Consider the following 24,849-nt stretch of genomic DNA (forward strand, 5'->3'; position numbering starts at 1 on the left):
ACGACATGAGCACGGTCATCATGGGTGTCGTGAACGTGACCGCGGACTCGTTCTCCGACGGCGGACGGTATCTCGACGCCGACGCTGCCATCGCCCACGGTATCGCGCTCGCGGCCGGCGGTGCCGACATCATCGACGTCGGTGGCGAGTCGACCAGGCCGGGGGCCCAGCGCGTCGACCCCGATCTCGAGATCGCCAGGGTCGCGCCGGTCATCGAAGGGCTCTCCGCCCGCGGTATCGCGACATCGGTCGACACCATGCGCGCCGTGGTGGCCGAGCGGGCGATCGAGGCCGGCGCGGCGATCGTCAACGACGTGTCGGGTGGCCGCAGTGATGCGGACATGGCCAGGGTCGTGGCGAATGCCCGGATCCCGTGGATCCTGATGCATTGGCGCCCGTCCGATCCCTCGTTCACCCATCACCGCGGTGAGAAGGGCGGTTATCGCGACGTGGTCGCGGAGGTGAGCGGTGAACTGCTGGCGCAGGTCGACGCAGCCACGAGTGCGGGGGTGGACCCGGAGGCCCTGATCCTGGATCCGGGGCTGGGTTTTGCCAAGACCGCCGAACACAATTGGGCTCTACTGCACGCGCTGCCGACTCTGGTCGGTCTCGGGTTCCCGGTGCTGGTGGGCGCCTCGCGGAAGCGTTTCCTCGGGTCACTTCTCGCCGGTGCCGATGGTGAACCCCGCCCTCCTGACGGTCGAGAGATCGCGACGGCTGCGCTCAGCGCGCTGGCTGCCGCGAACGGGGCCTGGGGTGTGCGCGTGCACGACGTTGCCGCGAGCCGGGACGCGGTGGCGGTTGCCGATGCCTGGGCGGCGGGCGCCGCTCGGCCGGCGCAGGCGGACCGAACGCGGCCACGGTACCGGGTCGTAGATGCGAAGGGACATGATGGCTGATCGAATCGAATTGCGCGGGTTGAAGGTTCGGGGCAACCACGGCGTTTTTGATCACGAGAGGCAGGACGGTCAGGACTTCGTCGTCGATGTCATCCTGTGGGTGGATTCGCGGACCGCGGCTGCCACCGACGATCTCGCCGACACCGTCGACTATGGGGCGCTGGCTCACCTGGCGCACGACATCGTCGCCGGGACCCCGCGCAATCTCATCGAGACGGTGGCTGCCGAGATCGCGGACCGGGTGATGCTCGAGACCGAACAGGTCTTGGCCTGCGAGGTGACCCTGCACAAGCCCTCGGCACCAATCGATCTGGCGTTCGATGACGTGGCGGTGGTGGCACGCCGCTCGCGCAAGGGCGCGCAGTGAGTCGGGCGGTGTTGTCCATCGGCTCCAACATCGGAGACCGGCTGGCCCATCTGCAGTCGGTGTGCGACGGCCTCGGGACCACCGTGGTCGCCGCGTCCGGGGTGTACTCGACCCCGCCCTGGGGTGGTGTGGAGCAACAGGACTTCCTCAACGCCGTCCTGATCGTCGACGATGCGCAGCGTGATGCCGGGCAATGGCTCGAGGCCGGGCAGAAATTGGAGCAGCAGGCCGATCGCGAACGCGTGCAGCGCTGGGGCCCAAGGACTCTCGACGTGGACGTGATCTCGGTGCCGCACGACGACGGCGAAGTCGTCTCGGATGATCCGGTGCTGACCTTGCCGCACCCGCGCGCCGCCGAACGTGCTTTTGTACTCGTCCCGTGGCTCGACGCCGACGCCGACGCCACCTTGTGGCATGCCGGGTCCCGGGTGTCGGTGGCGAAGTTGCTTGCTGCGCTGCCGACGTCGGAGCGCGACGGCGTCACCCGCACCGACGATCGGCTTGTCATCACCAGCAGCGAGCTGCGATGAGAGGCGACCCGCCCGAGAACGACAATGCGATGGGTCCCACTCGTGTCCGGGACCTGACGATCCTGGCCGCGGTGATCGCGGTGGTCGTCTTCCTCGTGGTCCGGATCAGTTACGGGTCCCTGCCGCCACTCCCCCTACTCGCCGGGATCGTTCTGTATGTGCTTGCCGCCCTTGAGGTTGTCATCGCGTTTGTGGTCCGGTCTCGGGTCACGGACAGGCAGGTCGGTTCCCACCACGGCCAATTGCACCCGTTGACCGCCGCCCGGGTACTGGCTCTGGCCAAGGCGTCGGCGATCCTCGGTGCCATCGCCACCGGTGTGTGGGCCGGCACGCTGGTGTATCTGCTGACCAGACAGGGCGATCTCGCCGCGGCAGAGCATGACCGTCCCGGCGCGATCATCGGTGTGATCGGCGGTGTGTTGCTGACGGCTGCGGCGTTGTGGCTCGAATACTGCTGCCGCACGCCCGACGATCCGTCGGACGACCTGGCGACATGACCGACCGAAACGACAAGAGATCGGGGCAAAACGACAGGGATCGCGCGACTATGACGGGACTTGCCGCGTGAGTTGGCGAATCGAGGCGATCTCGAACGGTATGTTTGCCCAATGACCACCTCCGCTGGCCGATCGGCTGATGCCAGAAGAGCCCGTCGTGGTCCCGGACAGTGGCTGCTCGGCGTGCTCCTGCTGTTCGCACTGGGTTCCAGTGTCTTCATGATCATCACCTCGGAGATGAGTATCGCCGGGTCGCTCGCGGTGATCACCGCACTCTGGGCGGCCGTCATCGGCGCGATTCTCGTGACCAAGTACCGCAGGCAGGCCGACTCCTCCGAGGCGAAGGCCCGCGATCTGCGATTGGTGTACGAGCTGCAACTCGAACGTGAGATCACCGCTCGCAGGCAATACGAACTCGGTGTCGAATCACAGATCCGCAAGGAAGTCGGTGCCGAGGCCGGCGAAGAACTGCGGGCCCTCAAGTCCGAACTCGCATCGCTGCGGGCAAGTCTGGAGCAATTGCTCGGTGAGCTGCCCGACGAGCGGATCGCGCTGGTACGTGAACGCCTGCCCGAGCTCGAGCATCGCTCGCGGCACACCGGCTTCGGTGGCGGAGACTCCGATCGGCACACGAGCGGGTTCGCTTATTCCGAACCCTCTTTCGGAAGTGCGCCGCTGGTCCCCGACGACGGGACGGTCGCAGAACGCGACTTCGCCTCCACGGCGCCACCATCGGATCAGTCCGAGCGCGGCGACCGGAACGATCTGACAGAGGTCATCCCCGTCGTCACCGATGACGACCCGCTGCCGGCAGAGCCCGCGGATCCGCCTGCCGCCCCGGTGTCCTACGACCCGCCCTTCGACCCCGAGGCCTACGGCTCGGAACCCGACGTTCCGCAGCCGCTCGACCCGGAGCTGGTCGAAGACAGCGCGGCGCAACCAGAACCCCTCCGGGTGCCCGTGGCCGCTGTCGACGAGACCACCGTGGGCTCCGCGGCAGGGCGGCACTCCGGTGGCACCCGGCACCGCGCCCAGACTCCCACCGACGAACAGACCGCCGACGAGCAGCCGGTACCGGCATTCGTGGACGAGACCCCGACCGATGAGTGGGAGGTCGCCGCACCTCCTGCCGGCGGCATACCCGATGCGCTGCTCGCCGACGATGCCGACGACTTCCCCGAACTGCCCGGAGCACACGCCTCCGGTCGCTCGGTGTCGGAACTCCTGACGGGATTCGAGTCCTCGGCCCCCAGCGGCGGTCGTCGGCGTCGTCGCGACTGACACCACAACACCCGTCATCGGGTGAGGCCGGTCACACGCATTGGCGATTCGGCTCGTGCTGGTTCTATCCTCGCTGGGAACGTCTGGTACCCGCAACTGAGACATCAGTGGGACTGGAACGAATGGAGGACGACGGTGACCTCGACGGGGATTACCAATTGGCCCGCGCCTGCCCGCCTGACGGTGGGCATCGTGTCTGCGGGTCGAGTGGGGACCACGATCGGTCAGGCGCTCGAGCGTGCCGACCATGTGGTCGGTGCTGTCTCTGCCGAGTCTGTCCAATCCCGCGACCGTGCGCGGCGCCGACTCCCAGAGTTCGAGATCCTGCGCCCCATCGAGGTCGCGGCGCGTTGTGAACTGCTGATCCTCGCGGTTCCCGATGACCGGCTGGTAACGGTGATCGCCGACCTCGCCGCGTCCGGCGCGGTGCGGCCCGGCACGATCGTCGCCCACACCGCCGGCGCGCTCGGGGTGCGTGTCCTCGATCCGCTGACCGAACTGGGGGCCCTGCCGCTGGCTCTGCACCCGGCGATGACCTTCATCGGCTCGGAAGAAGACACCGATCGCCTGCGCACGTGTTGTTTCGGGATCACTGCCGCCGACGACATCGGACTGGCGATCGGGCAGTCCCTGGTGCTGGAGATGGGGGCAGAACCCGTCCACATCCGCGAGAGCGACCGGACGCTCTACCACGCCGCCGTCGCGCACGGCGCCAATCACCTGGTGGCCCTGGTCAGCGACGCTGCGGCGGCCTTGCGAACGGTGCTCGACGGGCAGGACGTCAGTGCAGAGCGAGTGCTGGGGCCCATCCTCGTCGCGGCGCTGGACAACACGTTGCGGTCGGGCCCCAAAGCCTTGACCGGCCCGGTGATGCGCGGTGACACCGCTGCGGTCGCGCGGCATCTCTCGGCCCTGTCTGCCACCGATGAGGGCATCGCGCAGGGTTATCGGGCCATGGCCAGGCGCGCGGCCTCATACACCGATCCGCCGGCCGACATGATCGAACTGCTCGAGGGCAGCTGATGACCAGGAGTGATGTGACCGCTGAGAAGCCCTATACAGCAGGACAACTGACAGTCCACCGGGATCCGGCGGTGCTGAACAAGATCAGCCGGGCACTGCGTTCGACCGGTAAGCGCGTGGTGTTGGTGCCGACGATGGGTGCCTTGCACGACGGGCATCTCGAACTCGTCAGGGCAGCAAGAGGGAAGGGCGACGCGGTCGTCATCGTCTCGATCTTCGTCAATCCCCTGCAGTTCGGTGCCGGCGAGGACCTCGACGCCTACCCGCGCACGTTCAAGAAGGACTGCGACCTGCTGCGCAGGGCCGGTGTCGAATTAGTGTTCGCCCCCGGGGTCTCCGACATGTATCCCACCGGGCCGCGTACCACCGTGCATCCCGGACCGCTGGGGAGCGAACTCGAAGGTGGTTCGCGGCCAACGCATTTCGCTGGAATGCTCACCGTGGTGCTCAAACTGCTGAACATCGCGGCGCCGATGGCGGCATACTTCGGGGAGAAGGACTACCAGCAGTTGGTGTTGATCCGGCAGATGGTCACCGATCTCGATCTGGACGTGCAGATCGTCGGCGTGCCGACGGTGCGCGAGTCCGACGGGCTCGCGATGTCGTCGCGTAACCGCTATCTCGACCCCACCCAGCGTGAGCTGGCGACCTCGTTGTCGGCGGCCCTGGTGGCGGGTGCCCATGCAGCCGCAGGCGGCGAGGCGGCCATCCTCGACACCGCGCGTTCGGTGCTGGCTCACCACCCAGAGGTCGAGGTCGACTATCTCGAACTGCGCGGAACGGGTCTGCAGCCTCCACCCGAACGGGGCGACGGCAGGTTGCTGGTCGCCGCCAGAATCGGCGCCACCCGGCTCATCGACAACGTCGGCGTCGCCATCGGCACCGGGTTTCTTGGAAGAGGAGAGAACACACCATGATCCGCACCATGATGACATCGAAGATCCACCGCGCGACGGTGACACAGGCCGACTTGCACTATGTGGGCTCGGTGACGGTCGACACCGATCTGCTCGACGCGGCCGGCTTGATCGAGGGGGAGCAGGTCTCGATCGTCGACATCACGAACGGAGCCCGCCTCGAGACGTACGTGATCGCCGGCCCGCGCGGCTCCGGCGTCATCGGGATCAACGGCGCCGCGGCGCATCTGGTACATCCCGGAGATCTCGTGATCCTGATCGCGTACGGCGGCCTGAACGAAGACGAGGTGAAGCGGTATCAGCCCCGCGTGGTGTTCGTCGACGAGCTGAACAGGATCGTCGAACTCGGCGCCGACCCCGCGCACGCGCCCGAGGGTACCGATCTGCGGGACCCGAGAGAACTCTCGGGCAGTACGGCCTGACATGCTGCTCGCCCTGGACGTCGGCAACACCAACATCCACCTCGGTGTGTACGCCGGGCAGGGTGACCATGCCCGGCTCGTCCGGGATTGGCGCATGCGCACCGAACCCCGGATGACCGCCGACGAACTGGCGCTGAACCTGCGCGGTCTGCTCGGCTCCGACATCGAGCAGGTGACGGCGGTGGTCGGTCTCTCGACGGTGCCGTCGCTCCTTCGGGAGATGCGCGTGATGGTGGGCAAGTATTTCGGCGCCGGACCCCACGTCCTGCTCGAACCCGGTGTGCGAACCGGGGTTCCGCTCCTGGTGGACAACCCCAAAGAGGTGGGTACCGACCGGGTGGCGAATGCACTGGCCGCCTACACCGCCTACCAGCGCGGCTGCATCGTGGTCGACTTCGGCACCACGACCCTGGTCGACGTGGTCTCGGCCAAGGGTGAGTTCCTCGGCGGCGCGATCGCGCCCGGTATCGACCTCGCGGTGGAGGCCCTGGCCGCTCGAACCGTCACGCTGCGCACGGTGGAACTGCTGCCCCCGCGCAGCGTGGTCGGCAAGAACACCGTCGAGGCGCTGCAATCGGGCATCCTGTACGGCTTCGCGGGCCAGGTCGACGGCCTGGTGTCGCGGGTACGACGCGAGGTACCCGGATTCGACGGAGACGCCATCGCGGTGATCGCGACCGGTTACCTGGCTCCGCTCGTCTTCGACGAATGCGTGACGCTGCAGCACCACGAACCGACCCTGACTCTCGACGGTCTGCGGTTGGTCTATGAGCGGCAGCGGGACGCCCGCACGCGATCGCGTGCGCAGATCTGATCCGGCCCAACACCGCGAAGAGTGCCTGACGGAGTCGGACAGTCATACCCACTGGTGCGGTCAGGCCGAATATGGCACAATCTGCACCGTGATGAGCCGGAGCTGTCAGGAGTGTTGTCGGGGCTGAATGCCTCTCGATGACCCCTGTGCCCGATCTCGGTGGCTGTTGACCACCGATCACATCTGAAAGTTCTCGCGATGTCAGTGCTCACCGCACCCCTGTCAGACGTCCACACCACCAGCGGCGTGAAGGTACGCCCCGGCGAACCGATGACCGCGCGCGCCCGCGCTCCGTGGTCCATCTCGGCCGATCAATTCGGTCCCGCCCTGCACAGTGGTGCCACGGCGGTCGACATCCGTAGCCAGTCTGATCGAGACCGCGACGGAATTCTGCTGGGAGCGTTGGCGATTCCGGCGGATGACGTGCTCGCGCGGCTCGTGCCGGGCACCGCGGTCTCTTTGGTCGGCGCCGAGTTCGACCGGCGATGGGTGCTGGTCGGCCGTGATGGTCACGACGCCGAGATGCTGACCTGGCGGCTGCAGGCGCTCGGTGTGACCGGCGCGCGGTTCGTCGTCGGTGGACAACAGCTGTTGTCTCGCTCGGCCGCCCGTGGACCGCTCGGCGCGCACACCGCCCGCGATCTGGAGACGTACGCCGCGCACTGATCCAACGGCTGCTGTGCCTCGCGGCGCCGTGATGAATTCGGCAGTGTTCTGCGCGGCCGATAGGGTCGCCTGTGTGAATGAAGTCCGTGGCCGAGGCCGAAATACCCCAGATGTCGACATCACTCCCGAATCAGAGGGCGCTGATCAGACCCCGGAACAGCTCCGGATCCGCCGCGCGAAGCGGGAGAAGATCCTCACCGAGGGCGGCGAGGCGTATCCGGTATCGGTGCCGCGGACACATTCACTCGCCGAGATCCGTGCGAAGTATCCCGACCTCGAGGTCGACACCCAGACCGGTGACATCGTCGGGGTCGCCGGGCGCGTCATCTTCGTCCGCAACACCGGCAAGCTCTGTTTCGCCACCCTGCAGGAAGGTGACGGCACCCAACTGCAGGCGATGATCAGTCTGGGCGGAGTCGGAGAAGAGGCGCTCGCCTCGTGGAAGGCCGACGTCGATCTCGGCGACTTCGTCTTCGTCCACGGTGAGGTCATCAGCTCACGGCGCGGTGAGCTCAGTGTGCTCGCGGACACCTGGCAGATGGCATCCAAGGCGTTGCGCCCACTTCCCGTGGCGCACAAGGACATGAGTGGAGAAGCGCGGGTCCGGCAGCGGTACCTCGACCTGATCATCCGGCCGCAGGCGCGGGAAACCGCCCGCATCAGGGTCGCGGTGATGCGAGAACTGCGCGCCGCACTGGAACGGCGCGGTTTCCTCGAGATAGAGACGCCGATGCTCCAAACCCTGCATGGCGGCGCTGCGGCGCGACCGTTCGTCACCCACTCGAACGCCTTCGACATCGACCTCTACCTGCGCATTGCGCCGGAACTGTTCCTGAAGCGGGCCGTGGTCGGCGGAATCGAGCGCGTCTTCGAGATCAACCGCAACTTCCGGAACGAGGGCGCCGACTCGACGCATTCCCCGGAATTCGCGATGCTCGAGACCTATCAGGCTTATGGCACGTACGACGATTCTGCACAGATGACGCGGGAGGTCATCCAGGAGGTCGCGATGGGTGCACTCGGCACGCTGACCCCGGAGATGGCGGACGGCACCACGTACGACCTCAGCGGTGACTGGCGGTCGGTGGAGATGTATCCGTCGTTGTCGCAGGCCATCGAGGAAGAGATCACCCCGCAGACGTCTGTGGAACGCCTGCTCGAGATCAGTGCGCGGGTGGGCCTGGAGATTCCCCCGAACAAGGGATACGGGCACGGCAAGCTGGTCGAAGAGCTATGGGAGCACACGGTGGGCGACGAGTTGTCGGGGCCGGTGTTCGTGCGGGATTTCCCCATCGAGACCTCCCCGCTGGTGCGTGAGCACCGCACCATCGAAGGTGTGACAGAGAAGTGGGATCTCTATATGCGGGGTTTCGAATTGGCAACCGGGTATTCAGAATTGATCGACCCGGTCATTCAACGCGAGCGGTTCGTCGATCAGGCCCGCCTTGCGCGTGCCGGCGATGACGAGGCAATGGTGCTCGATGAAGACTTTCTCGCCGCCATGGAGCAAGGCATGCCGCCGACCACCGGTACGGGAATGGGCATTGATCGACTACTGATGGCACTTACCGGACTCGGCATTCGGGAAACGATCCTCTTTCCACTTGTGAAGCCGCAGCAATGACCTAGTAAGTCATTTCTCCACTATTAGCGCGGGCGGTTCTTTCGCGCTATGCTGGCGGCCGATAGGCGGCCACTATGAATATGCTTGTTCGTGTTGGGTGCCGAATCCATCAATGAAAGTCTCGGAGCCATCACGAATGGAGCACAATGGCTAAGAAAGTTACGGTCACGCTGGTCGATGATGTCGACGACAGCAAGACGGCGGATGAGACCGTGGAGTTCGGCGTCGATGGCGTCACCTACGAGATTGATCTGTCTTCCAAGAATGCAGACAAACTACGCGATGACGTCGCAAAATGGGCTGAGCACGCCCGTCGTGTGAGCGGCCGCAAGCGCGCCAAGGGTCTCGCGACCAAGGCCTCGGTGGATCGTGAGCAGACGGCAGCGATTCGTGACTGGGCCCGGCGCAGCGGCCACCAGGTGTCCTCACGTGGGCGTATTGCCGCCGGCATCGTGGACGCATACAACGAGGCCCACTAACCTGGTTTTTGACAACGGACGTAGTCCGAAGAAACGAGCGACCCGAGTAATCGGGTCGCTCGTTTTCTGTCTGAACTGTCGATCGATTGAAATTGTAGATGGCGCGAAAGATCGAACAATCGGAAACAATTATGACCGTCGCGATCATTTGTGCACCTGTGTCACAAGAATTGATTCCAGCTCTTTAAGAAAGTTCTCGTTTCAGGATCTTGCCCGCGGCATTGCGAGGGAACTCTTCGATGAAGACAACCGATCGGGGAATCTTGAAGTTCGCCAGTTTCTCGCGAGCATGGGAGATGACGGAACCCTCATCTATGGATGCGCCGGGAGCCGTCGTGACATATGCACGCCCCACTTCGCCCAGACGATCGTCGGGGATACCGATTACCGCGACTTCGGTCACGCCATTGATTCGCGCGAGTACCTGCTCGACCTCGGCGGGATAGACGTTGAATCCACCACAGATGTACATGTCTTTGAGACGATCCGTGATCGTCAGGTTCCCTTGTGCATCAATTGTTCCGATATCCCCGGTGTGCAACCAGCCGTCGGGGTCGATGGCCTCGGCCGTCGCTCGGGGATCGTCGAGGTATCCGGCCATCACCATTTTTCCGCGGGCGAGCACCTCGCCGGCGTCCGAGAGCTTGAACTCCATGCCGGCGAACGCCCGGCCGCAGGTCTTCGCGACCGTCTCGTTGTCGTCATCCGGGGTGCAGGTGGACACGAACCCGCTGGTCTCGGTCAGCCCGTAGGCGGTGATCACCGTCTCGATGCCCAGATCGTTCTGCATTCTCTCCACCAGCACCACCGGGACGATCGCGGCGCCGGTGACGGCCAGACGAAGTGAGGACAGGTCGTGGTCGGCGCGGTCGGGGGCGTCGAGGATGGTCTGGAAGATCGTGGGCGCGCCGGGGAACACGGTGGCTCGTCGGGTTTCGATGAGGCGCATCGCTTCGGTGGGCGAGTACACCGCCAGCGGCACCATGGTGGTGCCCATAAGTGTGCACGGGAGGATGCCCGCCTTGTAACCGAAGGTGTGGAAGTACGGGTTGGCCATCAGGTAGGTGTCCTGCGGCCCCAGTCGACCGTTCTGGGCCCACGCCCGCGCACCGGCGATGGTCTGCTGGTGCTCGGCCAGGGCGCCCTTCGACTTTCCGGTGGTGCCGGAGGTGAAGAGCACGTCGGAGATGGCGGTGGGGCTCACCGCAGCCGCCCGGGCCCGTGCCTCGGTGGCGTCGTGATCGGTGACCGACGCCAGGAAGTCATTCCAGTCGACGCCGACGGTGCCGCGCTGATCGTCGGCCTCGAGCCGGATCCGGACGGCCACGGACAGGTTCGTCTGGGTCTCGAGATCGCCGCCGGCGGCGTCGGCGAGGCGGGCCAGCCGATCGGTGCCCAGGAAATTGCCCGCGACTATCAGGGCAGTGGCGTCGGTCCGCTGGATGATCTCGAGCGCCTCGGACGCGGTGTAGCGCGTGTTCAGGGGTACGACAGTGGCGCCTGCGACATGTGCGCCGAGAGCCGCGATCGGCCAGTGGAAGCTGTTCGGCGACCAGATCGCGACGCGGTCCCCGGCGTTGATCCCGTGCTCGATGAGCGCTGTCGCGAACGTGTGGACCGTGTCCTGCAGTTGCGACCAGGTCAGTTCGACCGTGTCGCCCCACTGGTCGTCGATGATCGCCGGCTGGTCGGGCCACAGCCGGGCCGCGCGTTGCAGGGCCTGCGGGGTTGTGGTGACGTCGTCGACGTCGAGGACGTCTGCTGAACGATCTGGGGTCGCGGACACGAATTCCTCCCGGTGTTCACACCTGTTCGAATATGCTGCTCCCGTCGTGGTCGACGAGGGTTCTGAAGCAAAAACCTAGCACTTGCTTGGGTGGTCTGACCGAGCAAGTGCTTGGTCGGTTATGGTGGTCGACATGACGGCGATCAACCTCGCTGACCGAGGCATGGACCTGGCGCAATGGGATGGAACGACGGCAGACTTCGCCGAGTCCGTCCGGACGTGGCTGGACCAACATCTGTCGGGAGAATTCGAGAATCTCAAGTCCCGCGGCGGCCCGGGTAGTGAGCACGAGTTCTTCGCCCGCAGGCTGGAGTGGGACCGACTGCTGGCCAAGGCGGGCTGGACGTGCCTCGGCTGGCCGACGGAGTACGGCGGCCGGGGGGCCTCGATCGAGCAGCGGATCCTGTTCCATCAGGAGTACGCGAGGTCCGGCGCTCCGGCGCGCGTCAGTCACGTCGGCGAAGAGCTACTCGGCCCGACCCTGATCGCGTTCGGTACCGACGAACAGAAGCGCCGCTTTCTGCCCGGCATCAGGGACGTCGAAGAGCTCTGGGCGCAGGGGTATTCCGAGCCGGGGGCCGGGTCCGACCTCGCGAACATCTCTACGACCGCGCGCCTGGACGGCGACAAGTGGGTCATCAACGGCCAGAAGGTGTGGACGTCGCTGGCCCACGTCGCTCAGTGGGCTTTTGTCCTGTGCCGTACCGAACCGGGCTCGAGCCGGCACCAGGGCCTCAGCTTCTTGCTCGTGCCGCTGGATCAACCGGGCGTGACCGTCCGTCCCATCCAGCAACTCACCGGGACCTCCGAGTTCAACGAGGTCTTCTTCGACGACGCCACCACAGAGGCATCGCTCGTGGTCGGCGAGCCCGGCGAGGGCTGGAAGGTGGCCATGGGGCTGCTGCAGTTCGAGCGTGGCGTCTCCACCCTCGGCCAGCAGGTCGGGTTCTCGCGCGAGCTGGATCACGTCGTCGAGATGGCCAAGGCAAACGGCACCGCGAGCGATCCCGTCATCCGGGAACGGATCGCCAGGGCCTCGCTGGAACTACGCGTGATGCGGGCGCATGCCCAGCGGACGCTGGCGATCGTGGACACCGGCGGTACGGGTGGGGAGGCCTCGGTGGCGAAGCTGTTGTGGGCCAACTGGCATCGCGACCTCGGAGAGCTGGCGATGGCGGTGCAGGGTGCACCGTCGCTGATCGCACCGGACGCCACCAGCGAAGGCGTGCCGAACGACATCTCCGATCCGGAGCACCTCGAACTGGACCTGTGGCAAAGGCTGTTCCTCTTCACCCGCGCCGACACCATCTATGGCGGGTCCAACGAAGTGCAACGCAACATCATCGCCGAGCGGGTGCTCGGACTACCTCGAGAGGCACGATCGTGACCGTTTCCGAACATCGGCCCAATCCGTTGGCCACCGCTCCCGACGAGATACCGGGCCACGGCTTGCTGGCCGGGCGAAAGGTGGTCGTCACCGCCGCTGCCGGAACCGGGATCGGATTCGCCTCTGCGCGGAGGGCATTGCTCGAGGGCGCCGACGTGCTCGTCAGCGACTGGCACGAGAGACGGCTGGGCGAGACCGCAGAGAAACTGCACGCCGAGTTCGGTGACCAGGTCGTGGCGCAGGCGGTGTGCAACGTCCAGAAGACCTCCGACGTGAACGAACTGATCGGGGCGGCAGCAGATCAACTCGGCCGCATCGACATCCTGATCAACAATGCCGGCCTCGGCGGCGAGACCCCGGTGGTGGACATGGACGACGACGAGTGGGATCGCGTCATCGACATCACCCTCAACGGGACGTTCCGCGCGACCAGGGCCGCGCTGCGTTACTTCCGGGACGTTCCGCATGGTGGCGTCATCGTGAACAATGCCTCGGTTCTGGGTTGGCGCGCCCAGCACAGTCAATCCCATTACGCGGCTGCGAAAGCCGGAGTGATGGCGCTGACCCGCTGCGCCGCGATCGAGGCCGCGGAGTACGGGGTGCGCATCAACGCCGTCGCCCCGTCGATCGCCCGCCATCCGTTCCTCGCGAAGGTGACCAGCGAAGAATTGCTCGCCGACCTCGCCTCGCGCGAGGCCTACGGCCGGGCCGCCGAGGTGTGGGAGATCGCCGCCACCATCGCCATGCTGGCCAGCGACTACACCACCTATCTGACCGGCGAGGTCGTCTCGATCTCCAGTCAGCGCGCCTGACCACCCAGTAGCGACTACTCAGAAGAATCCCAAGGAGCACAGCATGTCTGCACCACAGGCCTACATCGTCGAAGCATTACGGACCCCGGTGGGCAAGCGCAACGGCTCCCTCGCCGGGGTACATCCGGCAGACCTGGGAGCCCACGTCATCAAGGCCGTGATCGAGCGCACCGGCATCGACCCGATGGTCGTCGACGACGTGATCTTCGGTTGCGTCGACACCATCGGCGCGCAGGCGGGCAACATCGCCCGTACCGCCTGGCTCACCGCGGGCCTGCCGCTGGACATCCCGGGAACCACGGTTGATCGTCAGTGCGGATCATCGCAGCAGGCAATCCATTTCGCGGCGCAGGCCGTGATGAGCGGTACCCAGGACGTTGTGATCGCCGGTGGCCTGCAGAACATGAGCGCCATCCCCATCTCGGCCGCGATGCTCGCCGGCCGGGAATACGGCTACTCCACCCCGACCGCCGAGTCCCCGGGCTGGACCGAGAGATTCGGCGACGCAGAGATCTCGCAGTTCGTCGGTGCCGACATGATGGCCAAGAAGTGGGACATCAGTCGCCTCGACATGGAGCAGTGGGCCCTGCAGTCGCATCAGCGGGCTCGCCGGGCGATCGACGAGGGCCACTTCGCTGCAGAGACCGTTCCGCTCGGTGAGTGCGTCGTCGACGAATGCCCCCGTGAGACCTCCCTGGAGAAGATGGCCGGGCTGAAGGTGTTGGCCGAAGGTTCGCAGCTGACCGCCGCGGTGGCGTCGCAGATCTGCGACGGTGCGTCGGCGACGTTGGTGGTGTCCGAGGCGGCGCTCAAGGCCCACAACCTCACCCCGCGGGCGCGCATCCACCACATCTCGGTACGCGGCGACGATCCGGTGATGATGCTGTCGGCTCCGATTCCGGCCACCAAGTACGCACTCGAGAAGACCGGCCTGAGCATCGACGACATCGATGTCGTCGAGATCAACGAGGCCTTCGCTCCGGTGGTCCTGGCGTGGCTGAAGGAGACCGGCGCCGATCCGGCGCGGGTCAACCCGAACGGTGGCGGCATCGCGCTCGGACATCCGCTCGGGGCAACCGGCGCGAAACTGTTCGCCACCCTGCTCCATGAACTCGAGCGCACCGGCGGCCGCTACGGCCTGCAGACGATGTGTGAGGGCGGCGGCACCGCCAACGTCACGATCATCGAGCGGCTCTAGTTCTGTTCGGCGGTGAGCCGCGGTGTGGGGGCGGCGGCACCGCCAACGTCACGATCATCGAGCGTCTCTAATTCTTCCGCCCGCCCACCCGTTTTTGCACCGCCCACCCGCTACTGCCGGTGGGCGGCGCGAATTCGGGTGGGTAGTGGGTCTCCTGAGGTGGCCGGTGGCGCGGTCGGTGTGAGTTGGCGCATACTGGTTTGCGACATACTTGGAAAATCGTTCCAACGTTTCGCATGCGAACCAGAAGCACTTGGAGGTCCCCGCCATGACCAAACCCGCAGACGTGGCAAAGAAACAGGTCAGCGAGAACACATCCGCCGACACCCTGTCGTTGCAGGCACTGCTCGATCTGCAGCGAGCGGCATTCCTGCGGGACGGGATCCCCGACGCCGAGACCCGCATCGATCGCATCGTCCGGCTGCAGGCAATGCTGCTCGACAATGCCGAGGAGATCTCGGAAGCGCTGACCGCGGACTTCGGGTCCCGTCCCCGCGAGCTGTCGATCGCTGCGGACGTCGCCGGTTGCATGATCGACCTCAATCATCAGAAGCGACACGTGAAGAAGTGGATGCAGACGTCCATGCCCGGCAAGGTGCTGGCCAAGGCCGGTCTGCGCCAGGAGGTCCGCCACGACCCCAAGGGCGTCGTCGGCATCATGGGTCCGTGGAACTTCCCGCTGCAGCTCACCATCGTCCCGGCCGGATCCGCACTCGCTGCCGGTAACCGCGTCTTGATGCGGCCGTCCTCGATCACCGCCAAGACGACGGCGGTGCTCGCGAAGCTCGCGCCCCGTTACTTCGACCTCGAAGAACTCGCGGTGCTGACCAGTGCGCACGGTGGTGGCTCCGACTTCGCGAAGCTCGAGGTCGATCACCTGTTCTTCACCGGCTCGCCCGAGGTCGGTGCGTCGGTCGCTGCCGAAGCAGGCAAGAACCTGGTGCCGGTGACCCTCGAACTCGGCGGCAAGAACCCCGTGGTCGTCGACAAAGATGCCGACATCGAGAAGGCCGCCACCCGGGTCGCCGACGCCCGTCTCGTCAATGGCGGTCAGGTTTGCCTGTGCCCCGACTACGTGTGGGTGCCGGAGGCGAAAGTCGGCGAGTTCACCGACCGAGTGCTGGCCCGTTGGCGCGCGAATCTGCCTGCCATCAAAGACAATCCGCAGTTCACCGCGACCATCAACGAGAAGAACTTCGACCGCATCGTCGACCTCATCGACGACGCGGAATCGCTGGGCGCCACGAAGCATCAGGTGATCCCGGCGGGGGAGAAGCTGCCCGACGCGCAGACCCGAAAGATCGCGCCGACGCTGCTCACCGGTGTGAAGGCCGGGATGAAGATCGAAGAGGACGAGGTGTTCGGTCCGGTCCTGACCGTGTACCCGTATCGCGAGCTCGACGAGGCGATCACTCACATCACCAGTCACCCGCACCCGCTGACGATGTACTGGTACGGCGAGTACAACGAGAACTTCAGCAAGCTCGCCGACTCGACCAGGTCCGGGTCCATCAACGGCAACGACTTCGCGATCAACATGTTCGGGCCGGATCTGCCGTTCGGTGGTGTCGGTCGAAGTGGCATGGGCAGCTACCACGGCAAGTACGGGTTCGAAACGTTCTCCCACGCGCGCGCAGTTGCGTTCTCGACGATGGGACTGGCCGTGTCGGAGATGATGACCGCGCCGTTCACGCCGAAGGACGTCAAGACCGCCAACGTGCAGATGAAGCTCTGGAAGTTCTTCAACAACCGCGCGCGCAAGAAGCTCGGCCACAAGTTCTGAGCCCCGTCTGGAACAAACCCAGTCGCTCCGGGCATATCCAGTTGTTGCAGCAGCTGGGTGTGCCTGGGACGGCTGGGTTTGTGCGTTGCCGTCGACACAACCAAGCGCTTGGTAGGCTCGTTGGGTGGCACCGAGACGGAGCGAGACGACCGCTGTAGGACCGTCGGATGAGCGTACCCGGGTTTCGCGGCGAGATGAATTGCTCGCGGTCGCCAGCGGGTTGTTCGCCGAGCGTGGGCTGCGCACCACCACGGTCCGCGACATCGCCGACGCCGCCGGGATCCTGTCGGGGAGTCTCTATCACCACTTCGATTCCAAAGAGACGATGGTCGACGAGATCCTCCAGGGGTTTCTGGATTCCCTGTTCGAGAGCTATCGCGAGGTCGTCGCAGCCGGCTTGCCCGCCCGGGAGACGCTGACCAGTTTGGTGACCGTCTCCTTCGAGAGCATCGACCGTGATCATTCTGCGGTGGCGATCTATCAGGACGAGGCGAAGCGGCTGTCCGGGCAGGACCGGTTCGCCTACATCCGCGAACGAAACGTCGAGTTCCGCGCCTTGTGGAGCGATGTACTCACGAGCGGTGTCGCGGATGGCAGTTTTCGCCGCGATCTCGACACCGAACTCGTGTACCGATTCATGCGCGACACCGTCTGGGTCGCGGTGCGCTGGTATCGACCGGGCGGCGAGTTGACCGCCCAGCAGGTCGCCGACCAGTATCTGAGCGTCGTACTCGACGGCATCGTTCCCCGCTGACCGCTTCCGGTGGTGGCAAGGTGTCCCCATGATGTTGTTACGGGTGGTCTCGCCTGCCGAGCACACGCAAACGATCGCAGACCTGCTCACCGACGACACCGCGGTCAGCAATGTTGCAGTTCATCGAGGCGTCTCGGTGAAGCCGGCGGGCGACATCATCGAGGCGGACATCGCACGAGAAGGTGTCAACGAGATCGTCGATGTCCTCTTGCGCATGGACATCCACAAATCCGGGACCATCCAGCTCGCCGATGTCCCGACGTGGATGTCCCAGAACGGCTTCGAGGCCGATCTCGTCACGCCCGGGGCCAGCGCCGACGCGGTGGTCTGGAGTGAGGTCACCCAGACCGCGTACGAGGACTCGGAGTTCAACTGGACCTTCGTCAGTTTCATGTTCCTGGCCACGGTGCTGGTGGCCATCGCCATCCTGCTGAACTCGACGATCCTGCTGATCGGGGCGATGGTCCTCGGGCCCGAGTTCGGCGCGGTCGCCGCGCTCGGTGTGGCACTGGTGCGCCGCCGCGGCACACTGCTGCGACGGGCCGCAGCCACGCTCGCCGGAGGCTTCGCGATCGCCATCGCGGCCACCACCGTCCTGACGCTCGTCGCGCGCGCACTGGGGTGGATCACGGTGGTGGACGTCGTCGAATCCCGTCCCGACACCGAGTTCATCTACTCCCCGGACAAGTGGTCGTTCATCGTCGCCGTGCTCGCCGGGGCCGCCGGCGTATTGTCCGTGACCTCGGCGAAGCTGGGTGGGTTGTCAGGGGTGTTCATCTCCGTGACGACTATTCCCGCGGCAGGCAACGTCGCTCTCGGCCTCGCCTTCGGGCTCGGCGACACCATCGTGGGAAGCGCTCTGCAACTGCTTCTCAATCTCACGGGCATGGCGGTGGCGGGTTGGTTGACCCTGGCGTTGCAGCAGGCGAGTTGGGGCCGGGCCTCGGCGTATCGGGCCAGACTGCTCAGAAACCGCCCGACGCGAGGACGACCCGACCTCTAGTCGTGTCGGCAACTGCTCACAGCTTTCCCAGGCGCTCCAACCGGCTCCACGCCTGCGTCATGATCGACTGGATGAGGTCGTCGCAGCTCGGCAGGTCGTCGATCATGCCGACCACCTGACCCGAGGCGAGTACACCGGCCTCGGTGTTGCCCTCGACCAGGCCGGCGCGCAGCAGCATCGGGGTGTTGCCGGCCATGATGATCTGCTGCCACGAGCGTTCGCCGGACTTGCGCATGGTGCGACCGTCCTTGAGCATCGTCGACCACTTCATGCCGGTCAGTTGCTTGAACTTGTTGGCGTTGTTCGCCGCAGCCGCCAGAGCTGTTGCGCTGTTCCCCGATTCGAGTTTGTCGACGAGTTCGGTCCGGAGTACCCGGTGCGGCATCCCGTCGACCTTCGTGGAGACGACGGTGTCGCCGAGCCCGCGGGCGATGTACTCCTTCTTGACGGCGTCGGGCACGGCGCTGTCCGACGTCAGCAAGAATCGGGTCCCCATCGCGACACCTTCGGCGCCGTAGGACAGGGCTGCCACCAGCCCACGCCCGTCGAAGAAGCCGCCGGCCGCCACCACCGGAATGCCCTCCGGACCGAGCGCATCGAGGACGCTCGGCAGCAGCAGGGTGGTCGCGACCGGTCCGGTGTGACCCCCGCCTTCACCGCCCTGGACGATCACTGCGTCGGCGCCCCACGATGCGACCTTCACCGCGTGTTTCGCGGCACCGATCGACGGGATCACGACGACGCCGTGATCCTTGAGTTTGGCGATGAGTTCTGGCTTGGGCGCCAAGGCGAATGATGCGACCTTGACCTGTTCGCGGATGAGCAGGTCGATCCGCTCGGGTGCGTCGGTGGCATCGGCGCGGAGATTGACTCCGAATGGCTTGTCCGTCAACGTCTTCGTCTTGACGATGGCCGTCTCGAGTTCGGCAAAGGTCATCGTGGCCGACGCCAGGATGCCGAGGCCGCCGGCGTTCGACGTGGCCGAGGTCAGCGAGGGACCCGACACCCAGCCCATCCCGGTCTGCACGATCGGGTACTTGATCCCGACCAACTCGGTGAAGCGCGTGGCGAGCGTCGGCGCGGGTTGCGAAGTACTCACTTGGTCGCCTCCACGGGCTTGACTTCTTTCTCCCGCAGGCCCTTCGGGTCGATGACCTCGCGGATGAGCCGGAGTTCCTCCGCGGAGGGAAGACGGGTCACCCCGGCGGTGTCGAGACCCGCGACCTCGAAGCCGGTGTTGTCCGCAACCTCGTCCGCCTCGACGCCCGGGTGCAGGCTGAGAGCGCGCATCGTGTGGTCGGGACCCCCGAAATCGAAGACGCCGAGGTTGGTCACCACCCGGTAGACGTTCAGATACTTGTATGCGGGGTTTTCCGGATCGACTTTGTCGTAGCCGACCCCGGACACCACGTCCACCACACCGCCGAACACCCGGGAGGAGTGCTTGGCGACCCAGTAGCTCGTCGGATGATTGATGGTGTTGCCGGGCGCTCCGCGGGATCCGAACATCTGACGCGTCGGTTGCTGCAGTGGACCGAAGGCCGACAGGTTCTGGTTGCCGTAGCGGTCGATCTGGTTGGCGCCCATCACCACATGGCGGCGGCCGGAGGCGACGACGTCGAAGACCTTCCGGAACGGCATGTAACCCTCGATGGCTCCGGACTTCCCGACGGCGGGGGTGTCGGCGAAGATCAGCGCTTCGCCGTCGGTGATCAGCAGGTCGGGCTCAGTGGTCAAGCGCGCCAACCGGACTCCGATCAGGGGTGTGGTGGCCATCGGGGACGCCATGGTCTCACCTGCGCCTGCGAAGATCTCGGCGCACGCGATGACGCAGCTCTCCGCGCGGGTGACGTCTGCGGCCTGGGGTGCGCTCATTTTCCGGACTCCTTAGCGAGGGCCGCTTGTTCGGTGGCCCATGTGCTGATCTCGCTCTGGTACTGCGCTTCGTCGACGGCGAGGAAGCGATCGGAGAAGGCCTGCCAGGCCTCGGGGGTCTTGGCCGACTCTGCGTAGAACCGCTGGAACGCCTCATCCCGGCCGTAGTCGCCTGCAAACGTGAAGTGGGCACCGTTCGGTGTGTGCACCACGCGGTCGACGTTGAGCCGGTTGAGCAACACCCGTTGCAGCGGCACCGATTCGATCAGTTCCTCGGTGGACACCAGGCGGTCGGTCTCGAGATACCGGCGCTGGGCGGCCCCGCAATAGAGGTCGTCGAAGTAGGGATCTATACCGGTGTAAGCGGCGTTGCCGTGCTTGTCGGCGAGGTCGAGGTGCACGAACGCGGCATCGAGGTTCAACGCAGGCATCGCGATGAGGGTCTGATGACGACCGTCTTCATCGGGATACGGCGAGGTGACCGTGGACAACTCGCCGTCCCAGAAGTTGGGGACGTCGGAGCCGAGGCCGGCGCGGATCGGCAGGAACGGCAGTCGGGCGGCGGCGGCCTCGAGTCCACACTTGACCATGCCCTCGTCCATCTCCCGAACCGTGATCGCTCCGGAGGTGCGGGCAGCGGCGAACCACGGGTCGTAGAACGGTGGCGAGTCCAGCGACACGAACCCGTAGTAGGCCTTGCTGACCTTCCCGGCAGCACAGAGCAATCCGAGGTCGGGTCCGCCGTAGGTGACCACGGTCAGGTCCGTCACGGTCGACCGGGCGAGGGCTCTCACCAGGGCCATCGGCTTGCGGCGTGATCCCCAGCCTCCGATGCCGATGGTCATGCCGCTCTCGATTTCGCCGATGACGTCGTCGAGGGTGCTCGTCTTGTCCCTTGGCCCTGTCTTGTCCTTTGTCATTGCTACTTCGATCCTCCGCCGCTGTGTGAACTCTGTTGGGGTGCACTCGTCTTGGGTTTGCCGGTCTCGACGAAGGCGTCGCGGTGCTCGTCGGCGACGCCCGCGAGGTTGAGTTCGAATGTGAAGCCCTGCTCGAAGCGGTAGCTGGACTTCACGTCCACCGGATCGATGCCGTTGAACGCTTCCTTCGCGGCCCGGATGACCCGCGTGTCCTTGGTCGCGATCTTGCGGGCGATCTCCAGCGCCGCGGAGTCGAGCTGCTCGCGGGGGACCACCTTCTGAACCGAACCGAAGTGCTCGAGCTGCTGGGCGGTGACGTTCTGCGCGGTGTAGTACAGGGCGCGCATCGTGTGCTGGGGAACGAGTCGCGAAAGGTGGGTGGCTGCGCCGAGGGCGCCGCGATCGACTTCGGGGAGGCCGAAGACCGCGTCATCGGAGGCGACGATGATGTCGGCGTTGCCGACGAGGCCGACTCCGCCCCCCACGCAGAAGCCGTTGACCGCCGCGATGACCGGGACGGCGCAGTCGTACACCCCGGAGAAGGCGACGGCGCATCCGCGGTTGGCGGCGATGAGCGCCCCATAGCCCTCGGTGGCCTGCATCTCCTTGATGTCGACGCCGGCGTTGAAGCCCCTGCCCTCGGCCCGCAGGATCACGACGTGGGTGTCGTTGTCGCGTCCGGCCGCGAGTATCGCCTCCCCCAACTCGAACCAGGCCGCCGACGGCAAGGCGTTGACCGGTGGAAAGTCGACCGTGACCGCGACGATCCCTGGCTCGACGGTGGATGTGGTGATGGGCATCGATGCTCCTCGCGTACCGTACGTCTGTAGACCAACCAAGCAATTGCTTGGTACTTTAACACCCTCGTGGTCATGACAGATGGGGCAGTGGATGGACTTGGGCTTGTCAGGGCAGGTGGTGCTCGTGACCGGAGGCGTGCGTGGAGTCGGCGCAGGTATCAGTGCGGTGCTGACGAGCCTGGGCGCAACGGTGGTCGCGTGTGCCAGACGCCCCGCCGATGAAGGGTCGGCGGTGCCCTATGCCGAGTTCGTCAGCTGCGACATCCGCGACGCGGACGCGGTGACCACCATGACCGAGCAGGTGGCGGCGAAGCACGGTCGGCTCGACGGTGTCGTGAACAATGCCGGTGGTGCGCCGTTCGCGATGGCGGCGGATGCCTCACCGCGCTTTCATTCGAAGATCGTGGAACTCAACCTGCTCGCGCCACTGATCATCGCGCAAGCTGCCAACAAGGTCATGCAGCAACAGGATTCCGGCGGTTCGATCGTGAACGTGTCCAGCATGTCCGGGCGCAGGCCGTCGCCGGGGACCGCGGGTTATGGGGCCGCCAAAGCTGGGCTCGACTCGTTGACCGGGTCGCTGGCGGTGGAGTGGGCTCCGCGGGTGCGGGTCAACTCCGTGGTCGCGGGTGCGGTACGCACCGAGCTCGCAGACATGTTCTACGGCGATGACGACGGCGTCGCAGCCGTGGCGCGGACCATCCCGATGGGACGCCTGGCACTCCCCGAAGACGTCGGCAATGCCGTGGCGTTCTTGTTGTCCCCGTTGGCTTCTTACATGACCGGATCGACGATGGAAGTCCACGGTGGCGGCGAACGCCTTGCCTTCTGGGACGTCGGATCCAACGAGATCCCGAGCTGATCGGCGGGCTCAGAATGATTGACGACATCGACAAACCGAAGGAGCTGATTTGATGAGTGGAATCGTGGCCGGCCGAGTGGTCATCGTGACCGGGGCGGGCCGGGGCATCGGCCGTGAGCACGCACTGGCCTTTGCGGCCGAGGGCGCAAAGGTCGTTGTGAACGACATCGGGGCCGGTCTGGACGGATCTCTCGTCGGCGAGAGCCCCGCCGAGCAGGTGGTGGAGGAGATCAAGGCAGCGGGCGGCGAGGCCGTGGTCAACGGCGATGATGTCGCCAGCTGGGCAGGCGCCGAGAATCTGGTCCGGACAGCAATCGATTCCTTTGGGGCGCTCGATGTTCTGGTCAACAACGCCGGATTCCTCCGTGACAAGATGCTCGTCTCGATGAGTGAAGAGGACTGGGACAACGTGATCCGGGTCCACCTGAAGGGGCACTTCGCGACCTTGCGGCACGCGGCTGCATACTGGCGAGCCGAATCGAAGGCCGGTCGTCCGCGGGAGGCCCGGGTGATCAACACGTCATCGGGCGCAGGATTGTACGGCTCTGTGGGACAGGGTAATTACTCCGCGGCAAAGGCTGCGATCGCGGAACTGACGATTCAGGCGGCGGCGGAGATGAAGGCATATGGCGTGGCGGTGAACGCCATCGCCCCGTCGGCCCGGACGCGGATGACCACGAGTTCCGGTGACGCGATGGCCGCGCAGATGGCCCCACCCGAGGACGGTTCGTTCGACGCGATGGATCCGGCGAACGTCTCGCCGCTGGTGGTCTGGCTCGGTTCGGTCGAAGCGGGTTCGGTGAGTGGACGGGTCTTCGAGGTCGAGGGCGGTACCGTGTCGGTGACCGACGGTTGGCAGCGAAGCGTCAAACGCGACAAGGGTGCTCGGTGGGACCCGGCCGAACTCGGGCCTGTGGTCGAGGAGATCCTGGCGCAGGCCCCGACCCCGATGCCGGTGTACGGCGCACGATAGAGAGCAGGCACGATAGAGAGCAGGGACGATAGAGGGGCGGGCACGATAAGGAGGCACGATAGAAGTGGAGGCGCGATGAGCACAGATGCCGACCTGATCGCTGCGGCGAAGTCGTACGTCGACGCGCTCGTCAGCCACGACCCGGCGGCGGTCCCGTTCCATCCCGACTGCACCCGCATCGAGCTGGGCGTCAAGACCGGGCGAAGTGGTGATCATCTGCGGCGCAGCCTTGCCAAGGGGCCGCAATACCGGGTGATCCACACCGTCAGCGACTTCACCCCGCGCGTGGAGGGACCGATGGTGCACGTGACCTTCTATGTTCACGTGCAGCCGAAGCCGCTGGGATTGGCCGCCAAGGTGACCGAGAGCTTCGAGTTCGACGATGACGGCAGAATCGTGAAGATCAACGCGAAGTTCGGCATCCCGCGGCGGCGCACCGCCTGATCCAAAGACGCGCCACGAATACGAAGACGATCCACCTACAGGCGGATCGTCTTCGTGTTGGTGGATCGTTTGCGGGTCAGGAACCAGGCGCGCGGATGACCAGGGGGACACCGGGGAAGTAGGCGGCCAGCTCGGACCGCGAACGACGCAGCGCGGCTGTGCCGTAGCCCTTCTTGCGGTGCTCGGGAGCGATCCAGATCCGAACATCGACCTCGCCGTCGGACAGTTCACCGAAGACGAGTCCGATCTTGTCCGACCCTTCGGTGGCTACCAGCCAGACGGCCTCTTCGGCGTGCATGCGGCTGTTGGCGGCCGAGATCTCGTCGGCGATTCCCGAAGCGGGAGAACCGCTTCCGTCGCCGGCGGCGCCCACATCGGAGGTCCGCTTCTCGAAGATGTCGGCGTCGGCGTCGGTGAACTGCCGTAGCGCGAGGGTCTCCGACGTGCTGGCCGGACGCTCGGTCTGGGTGAATGTGAGCTGCGAGTTCAGGTCTTCGAGCTCGGCCGCGTTCTCGCGACGGGCGGTGACCGTCAGGCGGTCGAAGGACATCCCCAGGACGGCCTCGGCACCGATGGCAGGGACCGCGAGCAGGGTGGCGATGGAGTTGATGGCTGACGTGCGGTCCTCGGCTTCGACGATCGCGTCGAGGACTTCGTGGCGCCGTTCGAAGGCGGCTTCGAGGGCGGCGGTGATGTCGCGGCGGGTCGCCGCGCGGTCTGGAGCAGTCATGCA

Annotated in this window: 27 protein-coding genes; 21 read left to right on the forward strand and 6 right to left on the reverse strand. The window is 65.7% G+C overall.

What is annotated here, in order from left to right; all coding sequences use genetic code 11:
* The first annotated feature begins 5 nt into the window (after positions 1-5).
* The 12 genes from folP to J3S28_RS03350 all read left to right on the forward strand — a co-directional run bounded on the left by folP (position 6) and on the right by J3S28_RS03350 (position 9,519).
* The gene (gene folP / locus J3S28_RS03295) at positions 6-899 is read left to right on the forward strand and encodes a dihydropteroate synthase (RefSeq protein ID WP_443735573.1); all 894 of its coding nucleotides are present in this window, start codon (positions 6-8) and stop codon (positions 897-899) included.
* Positions 892-1,266 carry a dihydroneopterin aldolase gene (gene folB, locus J3S28_RS03300; RefSeq protein ID WP_207837501.1) on the forward strand — a complete coding sequence of 125 codons (375 nt, stop codon included), beginning with the start codon at positions 892-894 and terminating at the stop codon, positions 1,264-1,266. The genes folP and folB overlap by 8 nt, the downstream gene beginning before the upstream one ends.
* The gene (folK, locus tag J3S28_RS03305; RefSeq protein WP_207837503.1) at positions 1,263-1,796 is read left to right on the forward strand and encodes a 2-amino-4-hydroxy-6-hydroxymethyldihydropteridine diphosphokinase; all 534 of its coding nucleotides are present in this window, start codon (positions 1,263-1,265) and stop codon (positions 1,794-1,796) included. Before folB ends, folK begins: the two co-directional genes overlap by 4 nt.
* The gene (locus J3S28_RS03310) at positions 1,793-2,293 is read left to right on the forward strand and encodes a DUF3180 domain-containing protein (RefSeq protein WP_237340936.1); all 501 of its coding nucleotides are present in this window, start codon (positions 1,793-1,795) and stop codon (positions 2,291-2,293) included. Before folK ends, J3S28_RS03310 begins: the two co-directional genes overlap by 4 nt.
* A gap of 111 nt (positions 2,294-2,404) precedes the next feature.
* A complete protein-coding gene (locus J3S28_RS03315; protein WP_207837505.1) occupies positions 2,405-3,574 on the forward strand; it encodes a DUF6779 domain-containing protein in 1,170 nt (389 codons plus the stop codon).
* 135 nt (positions 3,575-3,709) lie between these two features.
* Positions 3,710-4,597, forward strand: a complete 888-nt coding sequence (locus J3S28_RS03320; RefSeq protein WP_207837507.1) for a Rossmann-like and DUF2520 domain-containing protein — start codon at positions 3,710-3,712, stop codon at positions 4,595-4,597.
* Positions 4,597-5,514, forward strand: coding sequence for a pantoate--beta-alanine ligase (gene panC, locus J3S28_RS03325; RefSeq protein ID WP_207837510.1), 918 nt, complete (start codon positions 4,597-4,599; stop codon positions 5,512-5,514). The genes J3S28_RS03320 and panC overlap by 1 nt, the downstream gene beginning before the upstream one ends.
* Positions 5,511-5,936, forward strand: coding sequence for an aspartate 1-decarboxylase (gene panD / locus J3S28_RS03330; RefSeq protein ID WP_207837513.1), 426 nt, complete (start codon positions 5,511-5,513; stop codon positions 5,934-5,936). The genes panC and panD overlap by 4 nt, the downstream gene beginning before the upstream one ends.
* A gap of 1 nt (position 5,937) precedes the next feature.
* Entirely contained in the window at positions 5,938-6,750 is an 813-nt protein-coding gene (locus J3S28_RS03335; RefSeq protein ID WP_207837516.1) for a type III pantothenate kinase, read from the forward strand.
* 198 nt (positions 6,751-6,948) lie between these two features.
* Positions 6,949-7,416 carry a rhodanese-like domain-containing protein gene (locus tag J3S28_RS03340; RefSeq protein ID WP_207837518.1) on the forward strand — a complete coding sequence of 156 codons (468 nt, stop codon included), beginning with the start codon at positions 6,949-6,951 and terminating at the stop codon, positions 7,414-7,416.
* Between the two features lie 118 nt (positions 7,417-7,534).
* A complete protein-coding gene (lysS, locus tag J3S28_RS03345; RefSeq protein WP_307796838.1) occupies positions 7,535-9,040 on the forward strand; it encodes a lysine--tRNA ligase in 1,506 nt (501 codons plus the stop codon).
* 146 nt (positions 9,041-9,186) lie between these two features.
* Positions 9,187-9,519, forward strand: a complete 333-nt coding sequence (locus J3S28_RS03350; protein WP_207837523.1) for a histone-like nucleoid-structuring protein Lsr2 — start codon at positions 9,187-9,189, stop codon at positions 9,517-9,519.
* 184 nt (positions 9,520-9,703) lie between these two features.
* Here J3S28_RS03350 and J3S28_RS03355 read toward each other — a convergent pair whose 3' ends face one another.
* Positions 9,704-11,305 (reverse strand): FadD3 family acyl-CoA ligase, encoded by a 1,602-nt coding sequence (locus J3S28_RS03355; RefSeq protein ID WP_207837525.1) that lies wholly within the window; start codon positions 11,303-11,305, stop codon positions 9,704-9,706.
* A 133-nt stretch (positions 11,306-11,438) separates the two neighbouring features.
* Between J3S28_RS03355 and J3S28_RS03360 the strand changes: the two genes are divergently transcribed.
* The 6 genes from J3S28_RS03360 (at position 11,439) to J3S28_RS03385 (ending at position 18,242) form a co-directional block, all read left to right on the forward strand.
* The gene (locus J3S28_RS03360; RefSeq protein WP_237340937.1) at positions 11,439-12,692 is read left to right on the forward strand and encodes an acyl-CoA dehydrogenase family protein; all 1,254 of its coding nucleotides are present in this window, start codon (positions 11,439-11,441) and stop codon (positions 12,690-12,692) included.
* Positions 12,689-13,504 (forward strand): SDR family oxidoreductase, encoded by an 816-nt coding sequence (locus J3S28_RS03365; RefSeq protein ID WP_207837527.1) that lies wholly within the window; start codon positions 12,689-12,691, stop codon positions 13,502-13,504. Before J3S28_RS03360 ends, J3S28_RS03365 begins: the two co-directional genes overlap by 4 nt.
* 43 nt (positions 13,505-13,547) lie before the next feature.
* On the forward strand, positions 13,548-14,702 hold the full coding sequence (locus J3S28_RS03370) for an acetyl-CoA C-acetyltransferase (RefSeq protein ID WP_207837529.1): 1,155 nt from the start codon (positions 13,548-13,550) through the stop codon (positions 14,700-14,702).
* A 268-nt stretch (positions 14,703-14,970) separates the two neighbouring features.
* The gene (locus J3S28_RS03375) at positions 14,971-16,485 is read left to right on the forward strand and encodes an aldehyde dehydrogenase family protein (protein ID WP_207837531.1); all 1,515 of its coding nucleotides are present in this window, start codon (positions 14,971-14,973) and stop codon (positions 16,483-16,485) included.
* A 124-nt stretch (positions 16,486-16,609) separates the two neighbouring features.
* Complete coding sequence (locus tag J3S28_RS03380) at positions 16,610-17,239, forward strand: TetR/AcrR family transcriptional regulator (protein ID WP_207837533.1); 630 nt, start codon at positions 16,610-16,612, stop codon at positions 17,237-17,239.
* 28 nt (positions 17,240-17,267) lie between these two features.
* Positions 17,268-18,242, forward strand: coding sequence for a DUF389 domain-containing protein (locus J3S28_RS03385; RefSeq protein ID WP_207837536.1), 975 nt, complete (start codon positions 17,268-17,270; stop codon positions 18,240-18,242).
* Between the two features lie 16 nt (positions 18,243-18,258).
* Here the strand turns inward: J3S28_RS03385 and J3S28_RS03390 are convergent, their stop codons facing one another.
* From J3S28_RS03390 to echA20, 4 genes are read right to left on the reverse strand one after another with little or no spacing between them, the layout of a single operon-like run.
* On the reverse strand, positions 18,259-19,341 hold the full coding sequence (locus tag J3S28_RS03390; RefSeq protein ID WP_207837539.1) for an NAD(P)H-dependent flavin oxidoreductase: 1,083 nt from the start codon (positions 19,339-19,341) through the stop codon (positions 18,259-18,261).
* Complete coding sequence (locus J3S28_RS03395; protein WP_207837541.1) at positions 19,338-20,117, reverse strand: CoA-transferase; 780 nt, start codon at positions 20,115-20,117, stop codon at positions 19,338-19,340. The genes J3S28_RS03390 and J3S28_RS03395 overlap by 4 nt, the downstream gene beginning before the upstream one ends.
* Entirely contained in the window at positions 20,114-21,037 is a 924-nt protein-coding gene (locus J3S28_RS03400) for a CoA transferase subunit A (RefSeq protein WP_207837542.1), read from the reverse strand. The genes J3S28_RS03395 and J3S28_RS03400 overlap by 4 nt, the downstream gene beginning before the upstream one ends.
* 2 nt (positions 21,038-21,039) lie before the next feature.
* A complete protein-coding gene (gene echA20 / locus J3S28_RS03405; RefSeq protein WP_207837544.1) occupies positions 21,040-21,837 on the reverse strand; it encodes a (7aS)-7a-methyl-1,5-dioxo-2,3,5,6,7,7a-hexahydro-1H-indene-carboxyl-CoA hydrolase in 798 nt (265 codons plus the stop codon).
* Positions 21,838-21,928: 91 nt separating this feature from the next.
* Between echA20 and J3S28_RS03410 the strand changes: the two genes are divergently transcribed.
* From J3S28_RS03410 to J3S28_RS03420, 3 genes are all read left to right on the forward strand, one after another.
* Positions 21,929-22,699 (forward strand): SDR family oxidoreductase, encoded by a 771-nt coding sequence (locus tag J3S28_RS03410; RefSeq protein ID WP_207837546.1) that lies wholly within the window; start codon positions 21,929-21,931, stop codon positions 22,697-22,699.
* Between the two features lie 52 nt (positions 22,700-22,751).
* Positions 22,752-23,672, forward strand: coding sequence for an SDR family oxidoreductase (locus J3S28_RS03415; protein WP_207837548.1), 921 nt, complete (start codon positions 22,752-22,754; stop codon positions 23,670-23,672).
* 75 nt (positions 23,673-23,747) lie between these two features.
* Positions 23,748-24,116, forward strand: coding sequence for a DUF8021 domain-containing protein (locus J3S28_RS03420; RefSeq protein WP_207837550.1), 369 nt, complete (start codon positions 23,748-23,750; stop codon positions 24,114-24,116).
* A gap of 76 nt (positions 24,117-24,192) precedes the next feature.
* Here J3S28_RS03420 and J3S28_RS03425 read toward each other — a convergent pair whose 3' ends face one another.
* A complete protein-coding gene (locus J3S28_RS03425; RefSeq protein ID WP_207837553.1) occupies positions 24,193-24,846 on the reverse strand; it encodes a GNAT family N-acetyltransferase in 654 nt (217 codons plus the stop codon).
* Between the last annotated feature and the right edge of the window lie 3 nt (positions 24,847-24,849).

It is taken from the genome of Williamsia soli (assembly GCF_017377795.1).
Classification (GTDB): domain Bacteria; phylum Actinomycetota; class Actinomycetes; order Mycobacteriales; family Mycobacteriaceae; genus Williamsia; species Williamsia soli.

Coding starts and splice junctions, on each gene's coding strand:
- panC (WP_207837510.1), top strand. CDS start 4,597: ATGACCAGGAGTGATGTGACCGCTGAGAAGCCCTATACAGCAGGACAA.
- J3S28_RS03350 (WP_207837523.1), top strand. CDS start 9,187: ATGGCTAAGAAAGTTACGGTCACGCTGGTCGATGATGTCGACGACAGC.
- folP (WP_443735573.1), top strand. CDS start 6: ATGAGCACGGTCATCATGGGTGTCGTGAACGTGACCGCGGACTCGTTC.
- J3S28_RS03415 (WP_207837548.1), top strand. CDS start 22,752: ATGAGTGGAATCGTGGCCGGCCGAGTGGTCATCGTGACCGGGGCGGGC.
- panD (WP_207837513.1), top strand. CDS start 5,511: ATGATCCGCACCATGATGACATCGAAGATCCACCGCGCGACGGTGACA.
- J3S28_RS03360 (WP_237340937.1), top strand. CDS start 11,439: ATGACGGCGATCAACCTCGCTGACCGAGGCATGGACCTGGCGCAATGG.
- J3S28_RS03335 (WP_207837516.1), top strand. CDS start 5,938: ATGCTGCTCGCCCTGGACGTCGGCAACACCAACATCCACCTCGGTGTG.
- J3S28_RS03425 (WP_207837553.1), bottom strand. CDS start 24,846: ATGACTGCTCCAGACCGCGCGGCGACCCGCCGCGACATCACCGCCGCC.
- folB (WP_207837501.1), top strand. CDS start 892: ATGGCTGATCGAATCGAATTGCGCGGGTTGAAGGTTCGGGGCAACCAC.
- J3S28_RS03400 (WP_207837542.1), bottom strand. CDS start 21,037: ATGACAAAGGACAAGACAGGGCCAAGGGACAAGACGAGCACCCTCGAC.
- J3S28_RS03420 (WP_207837550.1), top strand. CDS start 23,748: ATGAGCACAGATGCCGACCTGATCGCTGCGGCGAAGTCGTACGTCGAC.
- J3S28_RS03310 (WP_237340936.1), top strand. CDS start 1,793: ATGAGAGGCGACCCGCCCGAGAACGACAATGCGATGGGTCCCACTCGT.
- J3S28_RS03410 (WP_207837546.1), top strand. CDS start 21,929: ATGGACTTGGGCTTGTCAGGGCAGGTGGTGCTCGTGACCGGAGGCGTG.
- J3S28_RS03375 (WP_207837531.1), top strand. CDS start 14,971: ATGACCAAACCCGCAGACGTGGCAAAGAAACAGGTCAGCGAGAACACA.
- echA20 (WP_207837544.1), bottom strand. CDS start 21,837: ATGCCCATCACCACATCCACCGTCGAGCCAGGGATCGTCGCGGTCACG.
- J3S28_RS03385 (WP_207837536.1), top strand. CDS start 17,268: ATGATGTTGTTACGGGTGGTCTCGCCTGCCGAGCACACGCAAACGATC.
- J3S28_RS03370 (WP_207837529.1), top strand. CDS start 13,548: ATGTCTGCACCACAGGCCTACATCGTCGAAGCATTACGGACCCCGGTG.
- J3S28_RS03340 (WP_207837518.1), top strand. CDS start 6,949: ATGTCAGTGCTCACCGCACCCCTGTCAGACGTCCACACCACCAGCGGC.
- J3S28_RS03395 (WP_207837541.1), bottom strand. CDS start 20,117: ATGAGCGCACCCCAGGCCGCAGACGTCACCCGCGCGGAGAGCTGCGTC.
- J3S28_RS03315 (WP_207837505.1), top strand. CDS start 2,405: ATGACCACCTCCGCTGGCCGATCGGCTGATGCCAGAAGAGCCCGTCGT.